The following is a 13174-nucleotide window of genomic DNA, read 5'->3' as shown; positions in this document are numbered from 1 at the left end:
CATGCCGAAGCGTTACGCTGCGGCTTTTTCCAGGTTGTATTTGAGGTCCGGGCGCCATCGAGCGCCGCGGAGCTTGAGTGGTCGGTCAGAAGGTGTATTTCATCGAGAACGTGGCGTAGTCGCGGTCGGCGAACGGACGGTCGATCGCATCGGCTTCACCCAGGTAGGCGATGTATCTCAAGCCGAGTTCCAGGTTGCCCAGGTACTTGAAGGTCGTGCCCGCGCTCAGGCGTCGGTCGCCGGCGACGCCGGAGATGCTTCCGGCCATTGGCGTGGAGCCGCTGAAGACGTTGGAGAAGCTGAGGGGGACTTCCAGATCCCAGCCTTGGAAAACTCCCGGATAACTGAACGATGCGCCCACGGTGTAGGCACTTGAAGACTTGGTGCGGTAACCCGCGGCTGTGCTGTAGGTATAGTCATCGGAAGGAGCCACCAGGGGTGCCAGGGAAGGTAACAGGTTGACGCCTTGCAGGTTGGGCGCCGCCGAAGTGGACTCGACGCTGTCGACCTGCACGCGGATGATTTCGGCAGTCAGGCTGGTCTGGCTGGCCCACGGGCGATCGCCGAGGATTCGGATCGCCGACAACTGCATCTGCTGGCCCTTGCCCTTGGCCGGCACCGCGCCGAGGCCGGTATTGACCATCACCGGCGCCCCGTCGCGGTACGACCATTCGGCGCCGACCTGGGTGTCGCCAATCTTGGTCGAGGCGCTGATACCGGTCAGCTTGATGTCTTCGAAATACTTGATCTCGTAACCATTGCTGACGAAGGCGTTGCGGCCACCGCCCACTGGCAGCGGGTCGTAGCCGACCAGGGCGGTGGCCGGGTTCTTGTCGTGGTAGTTGACGTGAAACAGCGACAGCTCGAGGGCCGGTACCGGGCGGTAGCGCATCTGCACGCCCCACTGACCACCATCACTCGGCTTGTCGGTGCCACGGTAGGCGATCTTCTGGCCGTTGGCGTAGATAAACTCGCGACCTGGCCCAACCACGTCGCTTCCCGACAGGTAGCTGCCCACCGGCGGCAGTTCCGTGCCCTTCCATTCGTATTGCACGTAGGCACCGAAGGTCAGTTGGGGGTTCAGTCGGAACGAGCCGGAGAACTGGCCCACCGGCAACAGGACTTCCTTGACCTCGACACCCGGCTGCGACGCTTTTACCGCGTCGGAAGGGTTTTGTACGCCGTTCACACCCGGGTAGAACAGACTCTCGCCCCAGGATTCGATGTGCCGCCCGGCCTTGACGTCGAGCATGGTGTCGTTGTCAAAGCGCCAGCCGCTGAACACATAGACGTCCAGCAGTTTGCTGCGGCCGCCACTGTAGTAGCGGGTGTCACTGGTGAACTCGTCGTTGTCGCCGTTCTTGTTCACAGTGGCAGGCGAGTCGTTATCGTTCTTGCGGTGGTAGACGTCGTCGTAGAAGGTACTGCCGCGCACCACGGCGCCGTAGTTGTCCTTGCGCAGGATCATTTCCGCCAGCGCACCCACGCGGTTGGTGGTCAGGCTGCCACTGTCGAAGTTGCGGTTGGCATCGTCGGCGTTGACCGTCAGCAAGCGATCGCTCTGACTGCCAGTGCGCACACCGATGCCGTAGCTGGTGGTCACCGACCAGTCGATGGTCGCGCCATTGTCGAACTCGATCGTATCGCCCGCCCACACCGGTGTTGACACCAGCGCAATGGCCGCCGCCAGGCTGGTGAGCTCAAACGCACGCGAACCGATGACCGTGGAGTTATTGTTGTTCTTGTTGATCACACTGACTCTCCTCAATGACAACCGGCTGGCTGCCTGGAATGTTCAACACTGCTGCCGTGCTGCCCGCTCAAAAAACCTTGAGCGGGGTAACAGCGCACGCTCCCCTTACAGCACGCCGAAAGCGATATCGCCCCCGGTCCTCTTCCCGTTCCAGCGACCCTTCGGCCACCAGGTAGTTGGCATGGGCCAACGTTTCGCCCAGCGCCATCAGTTCGTCGAAACGACCCGACAGCTTGGGAAACAACACGGCCATCAGTTCGAGCACGGTGCGCGGCTCGTCACAGTTGGCCAGCACCTGCGCCAGATGCCCTTGGTGGTGGGCATGCAGTTGATCCAGGCGCTCATGCAAATTGAAAAACGGCCGCTCGTGCGCCGGCAGCACCAGCACGCTGTCGGGCAAACTGCGCAGGTGCTCGATGGAATCGAGCCAGTCACGCAGCGGGTTGGCCAACGGCTCCGTGGCATGCACGCCGACGGTGGAGGTAATGCGCGGCAGCACCTGGTCGCCGGAGATCAGCAAGCCGTCATCGGCGGCGTACAGGCAGGCATGTTCCGGCGAGTGGCCGCGACCGATGACCACCTGCCAGGTGCGGCCCCCGATAGCCAGGACGCTGCCCTCGCACAAACGGCGGTAATGGTTGAGTGGCGCCGGCAGGAAATGCGCATTGCTCATCACCGCGAACATCTCGCTGCTGTGCTCGTCGGTCACGCCGGCCTTGCGGTAGAAATCGAGGAAATCCCAGCCCGGTGGCTGTTCGGCGGGAAACTTGAGATGCAGTGAGTGGAACTCGCTGGCGGTCATGTACACCGGGCAATGAAAACGTTCGCTGAGCCAGGCGGCGACCCCGGCATGGTCGGAGTGAAAGTGGGTGCAGACCACCGCCAGCACGGGCAGCCCGCCGCACACTTCACTGAGCACCCGGTCCCAGACCTCCCGGGTTTGCGCGGTGTTCATGCCGGTGTCGACCACCACCCAGCCATCGGTATGGCGCAGCAGATAGAGGTTGATGTGGTCCAGGCGAAACGGCAGCGGCATGCGCAGCCACCACACGCCCGGCGCCACTTCACGCACCTGCCCGGAGTCCGGCGCCTGCGGCCAGGGGTACCGCAGGCCGCTGCGCAGTTCGTGACCGTTGGCGTCGAGATCAGCCATGGTCGGCCACCGCGAAGGGGGTCAGGCCGGCACGAGCCAGGGCTTCTGGCGAATAGGGCACATAGCTGCGGGCCTGTTCGTCGCGGATGAACAGCGGATCGCTGCATCGAGTCGGGCAGTAACCCTGGCGCTGCAGATCGACCTTGCGCAGCTTGTAGCTGGCCGTCAGGTCTGCCGCCTGGGTGACCCGTACGAACACCGGTGCCGCATAACGCGGCAGGCGCGCTTCACTGAGGGCGTACAGGGCGGCGGGATCGAAAACCTGGCCTGCCTGCATCAGCACGGCGGCCATGCCGGCGCGTCCTTCATGGCCCGGCACCTGGACGCCATAGATGTTGATCAGCTCCAGGCCCGCCAGATCGCCCAGGGCGTCGGCCACTTCCAGGGTCGAAACGTTTTCGCTTTTCCAGCGATAGGTATCGCCGATGCGGTCGACGAAGTAGCAGTAACCGTCGGCGTCCTCACGCACCAGGTCGCCGGAACTCCAGTAGGCATCGCCTTCGCGAAACACATTGCGGCGGATCTTGCTCTCGGTCGCCTCGGCCGAGGTGTAACCCTCGAAACGCCCGCCGCCGATCTCTGGGTGATCGACGATAAAGCCCATGGCCTCGCCAACCTCACCCACTTTGCAGACTTGATAGAAGCCGTTTTCATCCCGTGGATGGCAGTCGTTTTCAATGTCGTAACGCACCAGCCGCAGGTTGGTCTTGTTCCAGTCCGGCACCCGTCCGCAGGAACCAAAATAGTTGTCGACGTTGATCAGTGCCGAATTGGCTTCGGTGGCACCCCAACCCTCGTACACCTGGATCGGGCCGAAGCGTTCCAGCCAGCGCTGCCAGGAGTCCGGCGACAGCCCGGCGCCGAGCATGCAGCGCAGGCTGTGTTCGCGCTCGCCCGCCTGAACCGGCTGATTGAGCAGATAGCGGCAGATCTCGCCGATGTACTGGAAGATGCTGATCTGGTGTCGCGCCACATCCTTCCAGAACTCGCGCACGCTGAACTTGCGGCGCACCACGATGGCGGCACCTGCGCGCAGCGCGGTAGAGGTCACCGAGGTGGCCGCGGCGCCGTGGTACAGCGGCAGGCAGCAATAGAACACGTCCTTGCAGGTGGCTTGCAGGGTGACTTCCATCACATCGCCCGAGGACATCCAGCGCATGTGGCTGTAGCGCGCAGCCTTGGGCAAGCCGGTAGTGCCCGAGGTAAAGATCAGCAGCATCGCGGCCTGGGCTTCGATGCGCGCGCGGATATCCCGGGGAAACGGCGTGCGCGGGGCTTTCTCCAGGCGTGCAGCGAAATGCCCGTCGATGCCCTTGGGCAGCGGGCCGCTCCAGGGATTTTCCGCGTCGCGAATCAGCCAGCACGGCAGGTCCGGAAAACCTTCGGTGGCCTGCACATTCGCCAGGCATTCCTCGCCGATCACCAACGCCCTGGCGTCGGTGGTTTGCAACGCATGCAACAGCGCACGGCCGTTGACCTGGGTATTGATGAAGGCCACCACCACCCCGAGCTTGACCAGGCCGAACCAGGTGCAGAAGAACGCCGGGCGGTTTTCCATGGCCAGGGCGCAGACATCGCCGGCGCGCAGGCCATTGGCATAAAAGGTGTGGGCCATCTGGTTGGCCCGGGCATCGACCTCGGCGTAGCTCAGGGTCTGCTCGCCGTAGATCAGAAACGTGCGCTCACCCTGCTCGCTCGCCCGTTGTTCCAGGCGGTCGGCCACGGTGTAGTGATCACCCGGCTTGATCAGCCCGGCGGCGGCCGAGCGCTGGTCGAGCAGTGCCTGGGTCTGTTCCCGTGGGACCGCGCGTGTCGGCAGGCCGTGGCTCAAGTCATTCAGGTTCATTGCGCCACCTCCTGGGCATTGGCTTGATAGGTGCTGTAATCCGAGTAGCCCGCCGGGCCCGGCGTGTACAGGGTCTTGCGGTTGAAACCCGACAGCGGCAGGCCACGCCGCAAGCGCTCCACCAGATCGGGGTTGGCAATAAAGTGACGACCAAACGACACGGCAGCCCCCTCGCCCGACGCGAGAGCGGCACTGGCCGAAGGGCCGTCGAAACCATCGTTGAGGATCAAGGCATGGGGACTGTGCTGGCGCGCCAGGGCGAAGGCATCGAGCTCGGCCAGGGGCGAGCGCATGATGTGCAGGTACGCCAGGCCCAACGGTGCCACGGCTTCGCACAGGGCGGCCGCCGTCTCGGCCGGATCGCGGTCGTCGATGTCGTTGTAGGGGTTGCCGGGGCACAGGCGAAAACCGACACGGCCGGAGCCGATGGCGCTGGCCATGGCCTCGATCACGTCCTTGGCGAAACGCACCCGCCCCGTCACATCGCCGCCGTAGACATCGCTGCGCTGGTTGCTGCCGGAGGACATGAACTGCATCGGCAGGTAACCGCTGGTGCAGTGCAGTTCAACGCCGTCGAAGCCGGCCAGGCGCGCATTCAATGCAGCCTGGCGGTAATCTTCGATGACCTCACCGATGCCTTGCAGGGTCAGCGCCTGTGGCTCGTCAGTGTCCACCAGCCCGGCAGCGTCGCTGAACACCTGGGTGCGTGCACGCAATGCCGAAGGTGCTACCGTGGCCGCCCCGGCCGGCTTGTTGTGGCGGCTGGCGGCGCGGCCGACGTGCATCAGCTGCAAAACGATGCGCCCACCCTCGGCATGCACCGCCTCGGTGACCCGTCGCCAGCCGACGATCTGCTCGTCGCTGTAGATGGCCGGGGTGCGACAATAGCCCAGGCCGCTGGCGGACGGCGCAGTGCCTTCAGCCACGATCAAGCCGGCACCGGCCCGCTGGCGGTAGTATTCGACCATATCGCCGCCGGGTATCGCATCGGCAAGGGCACGGCTGCGGGTCATGGGGGCCATGACGATGCGGTTGGCCAATTGCAGTTCGCCCAGGGCGATCGGCTCGAACAAGACGCTCATTTCAATTCCTCAGCTTCTTATTGTTTTCAGGCTGTCCCAGGGCTTGCCACAACGTGGGCAAACGCTGGCAAGGCAGCGGATACGGGCTGAATGATTGACGTTGGGCGCGAGCGAAACATCGTCCGACAAGACTAGGTTTGCCAACGTGCGCGGCGGCTTGGCTGCAAAGCCGAAAATGGTCTGAATGGACGATGAAAAAAACCCGGTGCACGTAGAGCATCGCGCCAACTAGAACAAAACCGGGAGCACCCGCAGTGAACCAGTCCACCCCCGTCACATGGCGAACGCACTACGCGCTGTTCGTGCTCGCCAGCATCTATGTGTTCAACTACATCGACCGTCAGTTGATGGCGATCCTGATCGAGCCGGTCAAACTCGAGTTCGGCATTTCCGATACCGGCATCGGCTTGCTGTCGGGGGTGACTTTCGCGGTGTTCTACACCGTGTTCGGCTTCCCGCTGGGACGCCTGTCGGACCGCATCGGGCGCAAGCCGGTGATCGCCTTCAGTTGCATCGCCTGGAGCCTGATGACCATGCTTTGCGGCATGGCCGGCAACTTTCTGACCCTGGTGCTGGCGCGGATCGGCGTGGCTGTGGGTGAGGCCGGCGGCACGGCGCCATCGGTGGCGATGGTCTCGGATTTGTATCCGGCCAATCGCCGCTCCACAGCCCTGGCATTCCTGATGCTCGGTTCCAGCCTGGGGGCGGTTGTCGGCCTGGGGCTGGGCGGCTGGATCGCCCAACACCATGGCTGGCGCTACGCCTTCCTGTTGATCGGCGCTCCCGGCATTTTCCTCGGCCTGCTACTGCTGTTGACTGTGCGTACGCCCAAGCGAGTCGTACCGCTGAGCAGCGCCACATTGCCACATGACGGCTGGCTCAAGACCCTCACTGAGCTGTTTCGCATGCCCTCGTTCCTGTGGCTGGTGCTCACCGGCGGCGCGGCGGCGATTGCCGGCTACGCCATCGGTACCTGGAGCCCGAGCTTCCTGATCCGTTCCCACGGTCTGAACATGCAACAGGCCGGATTCCTGGTCGGCGTGGTAGGCGGCGGTGGAGCGGCCATCGGTACGCTGGTCTGCGGCATGCTCACCGACCGCATGGCACGGCGCGATGTCGGCTGGCAAATCGGCGTGCCGCTGCTGGGCACGTTGATCAGCATCCCGTTCGCCCTGGCGTACTTCCTCTGGCCGCAAGGCACGGCGTTCCATATCGGCAGCATCGCCGTGCCGCAGGCGTTCCTGTTCTACAGCGCGTTCGCCTTCTTTGGCGTGTGGTGGGCAACACCCTGCCTGAGCGCCATTACCCATCTTTTCCCGGCGACACGCCTGGCCCAGGCCACGGCGATTTTCGTCATGTCCATGACCCTCCTGGGCGTGGGTATCGGGCCGCTTTTCGTTGGCATGCTCAGCGATTTCTTCGTGCCCACCCTGGGCAGTGAATCGTTGCGCTACGCCCTGGCCTCATCGGTGTCGATGCTGGCGCTGGCCAGCGTATTCCTGGCCCTGGCGTTGCCGCGTTATCGTCAACAGATGAAGAGCCCCGCTGCGTCCCTCGCGGTGATCCGGCCCGTGACTGCCTGACCGCCTTCGCGCATCACCACGCCGCTGCAACCCTTGCCCGGTTGCAGCGGCTTTTTAATGGTTCCTCACGTATTGGCGGGAAACTTGGATGACGCCATTTCTGTAGGAGCGAGCCTGCTCGCGAAAAACCTGAGAGCACCGCGGGGTGCCAGGCTCCCCGCGTCATCGTTGACCTCCATCGCGAGCAAGCTTGCTCCTACACGGTCTTCGTTCCTGTTCAGCACAGTGGGTTTCTGTAGGAGCGAGCTTGCTCGCGAAAAACCTGAGAGCACCGTGGGGTGTCAGGTTCCCCGCGTCATCGTTGACGACCATCGCTGGCAAGCCAGCTCCTACAGTGGATCGAGTGAGGCCGTGGGAGATGGGTTGGCTGTCAGGCCGCCATCGCCGGCAGGCCAGCTCCCACAATGGATTGGGTATAGCCGCGAGAGATTGGTTGGCTGCCAGGCCGCCTTCGCTGGCAAGCCGGCTCCTACAAAAAAGAGGATCACCATGAGCACCAGCGCCATACAGATCAGCAACCTGCTCTACCGTTACGCTGAATACCTGGACAGCGGCCAACTGGTCGAGGCGGCCGAGCTGTTTCGTCATGCCCGGATCAAGCTGCAAAGCCAGGACGCCTTCCTCGATCACAGCGCTTTGCTGGGCGTCTGGCAACAACGAATCAAGCGCTACCCCTGCGGCACACCCCGCACCCGACACATCATCAGCAACCCGATCATCGACCTCGACGAAGTCGCAGGTACCGCTAAGGTGCGCTCCTGCTACACCGTGCTGCAAGCCACCGACACCCGTCCCCTGCAACCCATCGCCAGCGGGCGCTACCTCGATGAGTTTGAACGCATGGACGGCGTCTGGCGCTTCAGCTTTCGTGATTATTCGCATCTGGACATGATGGGGGACTTGAGCGCGCATCTGTCGATGTAGATCGCGCAATCGCCAACACAAAGGGCCTGCTTCCATCCCCGGAAACAGGCCCATGCACAAGCAAATTGCGGCTATAACCCGTGAGCATAGAAATGCGGGTTGTCCAGGCCGGGCTTGCCATAACTCAACGCATCGCCGCCAAGGGTGCGGATCTGTCCACCGGCAGCCACCAGCACCGCATGCCCCGCGGCGATATCCCATTCCATGGTGCGCCCCAGGCGTGGATAAAGGTCGGCCTCACCGCAAGCGACCAGGCAAATTTTAAGCGACGAGCCTGCGCTTTTCAGTGATCGCACCTGGCGCCCGTCGAGGAATTTATCCAGCGCCTGGGCATCGCCATGGGAGCGGCTGGCGACCACGTCCAGGCCCTCTTGCGTCACTGCACGGCAGTGGATTGGCTGGCGCTGCCCGGCCTGTTCGATGAAGGCTCCACAACCACGGGCACCGGCGAACAGTCGCGCAAGCGCAGGTGCGAGAACCACCCCAAGCACCGGCTCACCGTTGTCGATCAGGGCGATATTGACGGTGAACTCACCGTTGCGCTTGATGAACTCCCGGGTGCCGTCCAGCGGGTCCACCAGCCAGAAACGCCTGCCGACCTCGGGCACCTTGCCTGCGGCGGCAGCCTCTTCCGAAATCACCGGAATCTGCGGCGTGAGCGCCGCCAAGGCCTGCAGAATCAAAGCCTCGGCACGCTCATCAGCCTCGGTCACTGGCGACGCATCGTCCTTGCCGCGCACCTCGAAATCCGAACGGTACACCTCCAACACCAGTTCGCCCGCCTGGCGGGCAATCCCGATGACGTCTTCAAGCAGAACAGTCATTGACTCGTTCATGGCAATTCTCCTGTTTTTTGTTCTTCCCATGGTCCATTCGGCCTATGCGCGATTTTCCGGATCCGGGAACAGTACAGACATCCACTCCAACGCCACTGCGCAAATGGATGTTTAACAGGAGCTCCCGTGTCCCACGGCAATCAGCTGTCCGTTCCACAGATCAACAAGCTTCGCCTGCGTGCCGTGCAATTGCGCATCGCCGGTAGCACGCTCAAAGCGATCAGCCAGGACACCGGACTCTCCTCGCCGACCATCATCGCTGCCTACAAGGCGTGGCAAGCCGGTGGATGGAAGGCGGTACCCGTGCGCGAGCGCGGGCGCAAGCAAGGTGAAGGCCGCAGCCTGTCTGCCGAGCAGGAACAGAACATCTACCAGCTGTTGGTGAGCACGCCGCCGGAACGGCACCAGTTACCGTTCCTGCTCTGGCACCTGGAAGCGATGCAGGCACTGGTCAAGCGCCTGCACGACATCGACTTGCCCGAACGCACCGCCGCCCATTATCTGCAACGCTGGCAGCTCAATGCCGAGCGCCCGGCCAAGCGTGTCGCCAATGCTTCGCTGGCGGTACAGCGCTGGTACCGCAGCACCTACCGGGACATCCTCGAACAGGCTCGTACGCAGAATGGCGAGATCCACTGGATCGATGACTACGGTGCCCGCAACGATCAGGGCAAGCTCAGTCACGGGGTGCTGCGCGCGGTGAGCAATCGCGGCAAGGTGCTCTGGCTGCCTTATGAAGACGGCTTGCGCGCGCCCCACCTGCAAGCGTTCTTCGACCGCCTGCATCGCTCGGCAGACCGCAAAGTGTTTGCCCTGCTCTCGGGCATGCACTGGCAACGCGCCGCGACCTTCATCACCTGGGCCGGCGAACGCGCTGAGCGGCTGCAGCTGTTTCATCTGCCCGAAGCCAGCGCAATGCTCAGCGGTGCCCGCGAACTGGCGACCCAGATCGGTCAGCAAGCCGCCCACGTCAACCCTGACGACACACCTGCCGCGGTTGCCAGCACCCCGCCCCGTAACCCCATGCTGCAGATGCTGCGCCTGATGTTAAAACATCAAGTCGCGCATAAGTCCGAATCGCAGCGGTTGTACGTTGATAAACGACAACAACAAAAAGCGAGAGGCAAATCCATGACGCTTACCCATCTGCAACGACTGGAAGCGGAAAGCATCCAGGCAATGCGCGAGGTTGTCGCCGAATCCGACAACCCGGTCATGCTCTACTCCATCGGCAAGGACAGTGCGGTCATGCTGCACCTGGCCATGAAGGCCTTCTACCCGGCCAAGCCGCCCTTCCCTCTGCTGCATGTCGACACCACCTGGAAGTTCCAGGAGATGTATCGCTTCCGCGATCAGATGGTGGCCAAGCTCAACGTCGACCTGCTGACCCACACCAACCCCGAAGGCATTGAAATGGGCATCAGCCCGTTCAAGCACGGGTCGCAGATCCACACCGACATCATGAAGACCGAGGGGCTGAAACAAGCGCTCGATCACTACGGTTTCGACGCGGCCTTCGGCGGCGCACGTCGCGACGAGGAAAAATCCCGGGCCAAGGAGCGGATTTTCTCCTTCCGCTCCGACCAGCACCGCTGGGACCCGAAGAACCAGCGCCCGGAGCTCTGGCACCTGTACAACACGCGCAAACACAAGGGCGAGTCGATCCGCGTGTTCCCTTTGTCCAACTGGACCGAGCTGGACATCTGGCAATACATCTACCTGGAAAACATCCCGATCGTACCGCTGTATTTCGCCGCGCCGCGCCCGGTGGTCGAGCGTGACGGGATGCTGATCATGGTCGATGACGCACGCATGCCGCTGAACCCGGGTGAAGTGCCGATGATGCGCAACGTGCGCTTTCGCACGCTGGGTTGCTACCCGCTCACCGGTGCCGTGGAGTCCGATGCCGACACCCTGCCCAAGATCATTCAGGAAATGCTCCTGACCCGCACGTCCGAGCGCCAGGGGCGAATGATCGACCACGACGCGTCCGCATCGATGGAGAAGAAAAAACAAGAGGGGTATTTCTAATGGCACACGTATCCGACCTGATTGCCGAGGATATCGGGCAATACCTCAAGTCCCACGAGCACAAGAGCCTGCTGCGCTTCATCACCTGTGGCAGCGTGGACGATGGCAAGAGCACGCTGATCGGACGCCTGCTCTACGATTCGAAAATGCTCTTCGAAGACCAGATGGAAGCGCTGGAAGCCGACTCGAAAAAAGACGGCACCCAGGGTGGCGAACTGGACTTCGCGCTGTTGGTGGACGGCCTGGCCGCCGAGCGCGAACAAGGCATCACCATCGACGTGGCCTACCGTTTTTTCTCCACGGAACTGCGCAAGTTCATCGTGGCCGACACCCCGGGCCACGAGCAGTACACCCGCAATATGGTGACCGGTGCCTCCACCGCCGACGTGGCCGTGGTGATGATCGACGCCCGCCGCGGCGTGCTGACCCAGTCCAGGCGTCACAGCTACCTGGCTTCGTTGATCGGCATTCGCAAGGTGGTGCTGGCCGTCAACAAGATGGACTTGATGGACTACTCGGAAAAAGTCTTCAACGCCATCGTCGATGACTACCGCGCGTTCGCCAAGCAGATCAATCTTCAGGATGTCATCGCGATCCCGATGTCCGCGCTGCGCGGTGAGAACATCACCGAGCAGAGCGAGCACATGCCCTGGTATCGCGGAACCACGCTGATGGGCTACCTGGAAACCGTCGAGATCGACGAGGCGCACCAGCAGAAACTGGCGTTCCGCATGCCGGTGCAGTGGGTCAACCGCCCCAACCTGGATTTCCGTGGTTTCACCGGCACCATCGCCAGCGGCATGATTCGTCCCGGCGACCGTGTGCGTGTGTTGCCGGCCGGGCAAGAGAGCCGGATTTCGCGCATCGTGACCCTCGATGGCGACCTGCAACAAGCCGTGGCCGGCCAGTCCATTACCCTCACCCTGACCGACGAAGTCGATTGCAGCCGTGGCGATGTCCTGTCCACTGCAGAAGATCCGGCCAGCGTCGCCGACCAGTTCCAGGTCAGCCTGATCTGGATGCACGAGCAGGCCATGCTCGCCGGCCGCCCCTACCTGATGAAGATCGGCGGCAAGACGTTGCCGGTCACCCTGGCAGTGCCCAAGTACAAGATCAACGTCAACTCCATGGAGCACCTGGCAGCCAAGGAACTGGCGCTGAACGAGATTGGCGTGTGCAACCTCTTCACCAGCCAGCCGATCGCTTTCGATCCCTACAAGGACAACCGCGAAACCGGCAGCTTCATTCTCATCGACCGCCTGAGCAACGCCACCGTCGGCGCCGGCCTGATCGAGTTCTCCCTGCGCCGTTCGCAGAACATCCACATGCAGCACGTGGATGTGAACAAGAAGGCACGCGCCGAACAGATGGGCCAGCAGCCGGTGCTGCTGTGGTTCACCGGTTTGTCGGGCGCCGGCAAGTCGGCCATCGCCAACCTGCTGGAAACCCGCCTGTACGCCCGCGGCCGCCATACCTACCTGCTCGATGGCGACAACGTGCGTCACGGCTTGAACCGCGACCTGGGCTTCACCGATGCCGACCGGGTGGAGAACATCCGCCGGGTGGCCGAGGTGTCCAAGTTATTCGTGGATGCCGGGATGATCGTGTTGACCGCCTTCATCTCGCCGTTCCGCTCCGAGCGCGAGATGGCGCGTGGGCTACTGCAGGATGGCGAGTTCATCGAGATCTTCGTCGACACGCCGCTGGCGGTGGCCGAGGAACGCGACCCCAAGGGCCTGTACAAGAAAGTCCGCCGCGGCGAGCTGAAAAACTTCACCGGCATCGACTCACCTTACGAGGTGCCGAGCAAGCCGGACATCCATATCCAGACCAGCAAGCTGACGCCGGAGGGTGCAGTGGACCGGATCATCGAGGTGCTGACCGAGCGCGGTTTCATCGGTCAGGAACGCTAGCCCCGACGCCCGGTTCACGCCTCTGCACAGGCGCTCGAGCTGGGCTCACCCCA

The 13174-nt window shown here is 62.9% G+C and carries 9 protein-coding genes; 4 read left to right on the top strand and 5 right to left on the bottom strand.

Annotated features, from left to right (window positions below; genetic code table 11):
* Nucleotides 1-85: 85 nt before the first annotated feature.
* From SOP85_RS19075 to SOP85_RS19060, 4 genes are all read right to left on the bottom strand, one after another.
* Nucleotides 86-1753: a DUF1302 domain-containing protein gene (locus SOP85_RS19075; protein ID WP_274074667.1), complete on the bottom strand. Its 1668-nt coding sequence runs from the start codon at nucleotides 1751-1753 to the stop codon at nucleotides 86-88.
* Between the two features lie 67 nt (nucleotides 1754-1820).
* Entirely contained in the window at nucleotides 1821-2906 is a 1086-nt protein-coding gene (locus SOP85_RS19070; protein WP_274074666.1) for an MBL fold metallo-hydrolase, read from the bottom strand.
* Entirely contained in the window at nucleotides 2899-4752 is a 1854-nt protein-coding gene (locus tag SOP85_RS19065; protein ID WP_274074665.1) for a long-chain-acyl-CoA synthetase, read from the bottom strand. The genes SOP85_RS19070 and SOP85_RS19065 overlap by 8 nt, the downstream gene beginning before the upstream one ends.
* Nucleotides 4749-5834, bottom strand: coding sequence for an alkene reductase (locus SOP85_RS19060; RefSeq protein WP_323627861.1), 1086 nt, complete (start codon nucleotides 5832-5834; stop codon nucleotides 4749-4751). Before SOP85_RS19060 ends, SOP85_RS19065 begins: the two co-directional genes overlap by 4 nt.
* Before the next feature lie 254 nt (nucleotides 5835-6088).
* On the opposite strand from SOP85_RS19060, the gene SOP85_RS19055 reads away from it, so the two are divergent.
* Nucleotides 6089-7417, top strand: a complete 1329-nt coding sequence (locus SOP85_RS19055; protein WP_274074663.1) for a spinster family MFS transporter — start codon at nucleotides 6089-6091, stop codon at nucleotides 7415-7417.
* Between the two features lie 489 nt (nucleotides 7418-7906).
* Nucleotides 7907-8341, top strand: a complete 435-nt coding sequence (locus SOP85_RS19045; protein WP_323627860.1) for a nuclear transport factor 2 family protein — start codon at nucleotides 7907-7909, stop codon at nucleotides 8339-8341.
* A gap of 71 nt (nucleotides 8342-8412) precedes the next feature.
* On the opposite strand, the gene cysQ is transcribed toward SOP85_RS19045, so the two are convergent.
* The gene (cysQ, locus tag SOP85_RS19040; protein ID WP_323627859.1) at nucleotides 8413-9177 is read right to left on the bottom strand and encodes a 3'(2'),5'-bisphosphate nucleotidase CysQ; all 765 of its coding nucleotides are present in this window, start codon (nucleotides 9175-9177) and stop codon (nucleotides 8413-8415) included.
* A 438-nt stretch (nucleotides 9178-9615) separates the two neighbouring features.
* On the opposite strand from cysQ, the gene cysD reads away from it, so the two are divergent.
* Complete coding sequence (cysD, locus tag SOP85_RS19035) at nucleotides 9616-11208, top strand: sulfate adenylyltransferase subunit CysD (protein ID WP_323627881.1); 1593 nt, start codon at nucleotides 9616-9618, stop codon at nucleotides 11206-11208.
* Complete coding sequence (cysN, locus tag SOP85_RS19030; RefSeq protein WP_323627858.1) at nucleotides 11208-13121, top strand: sulfate adenylyltransferase subunit CysN; 1914 nt, start codon at nucleotides 11208-11210, stop codon at nucleotides 13119-13121. Before cysD ends, cysN begins: the two co-directional genes overlap by 1 nt.
* Nucleotides 13122-13174: the final 53 nt, after the last annotated feature.

It is taken from the genome of Pseudomonas sp. YuFO20 (genome assembly GCF_035064975.1).
Classification (GTDB): domain Bacteria; phylum Pseudomonadota; class Gammaproteobacteria; order Pseudomonadales; family Pseudomonadaceae; genus Aquipseudomonas; species Aquipseudomonas putida_AE.
The sequence above is the reverse complement of the archived record's forward strand: the minus strand, read 5'-3'. Positions and strand labels throughout refer to the sequence as shown.

Excerpts from the sequence above, each read along its gene's own strand:
- SOP85_RS19070 (WP_274074666.1), bottom strand. The coding sequence starts at position 2,906 with ATGGCTGATCTCGACGCCAACGGTCACGAACTGCGCAGCGGCCTGCGG.
- SOP85_RS19065 (WP_274074665.1), bottom strand. The coding sequence starts at position 4,752 with ATGAACCTGAATGACTTGAGCCACGGCCTGCCGACACGCGCGGTCCCA.
- SOP85_RS19060 (WP_323627861.1), bottom strand. The coding sequence starts at position 5,834 with ATGAGCGTCTTGTTCGAGCCGATCGCCCTGGGCGAACTGCAATTGGCC.
- SOP85_RS19045 (WP_323627860.1), top strand. The coding sequence starts at position 7,907 with ATGAGCACCAGCGCCATACAGATCAGCAACCTGCTCTACCGTTACGCT.
- cysQ (WP_323627859.1), bottom strand. The coding sequence starts at position 9,177 with ATGAACGAGTCAATGACTGTTCTGCTTGAAGACGTCATCGGGATTGCC.
- cysD (WP_323627881.1), top strand. The coding sequence starts at position 9,616 with ATGCAGGCACTGGTCAAGCGCCTGCACGACATCGACTTGCCCGAACGC.
- cysN (WP_323627858.1), top strand. The coding sequence starts at position 11,208 with ATGGCACACGTATCCGACCTGATTGCCGAGGATATCGGGCAATACCTC.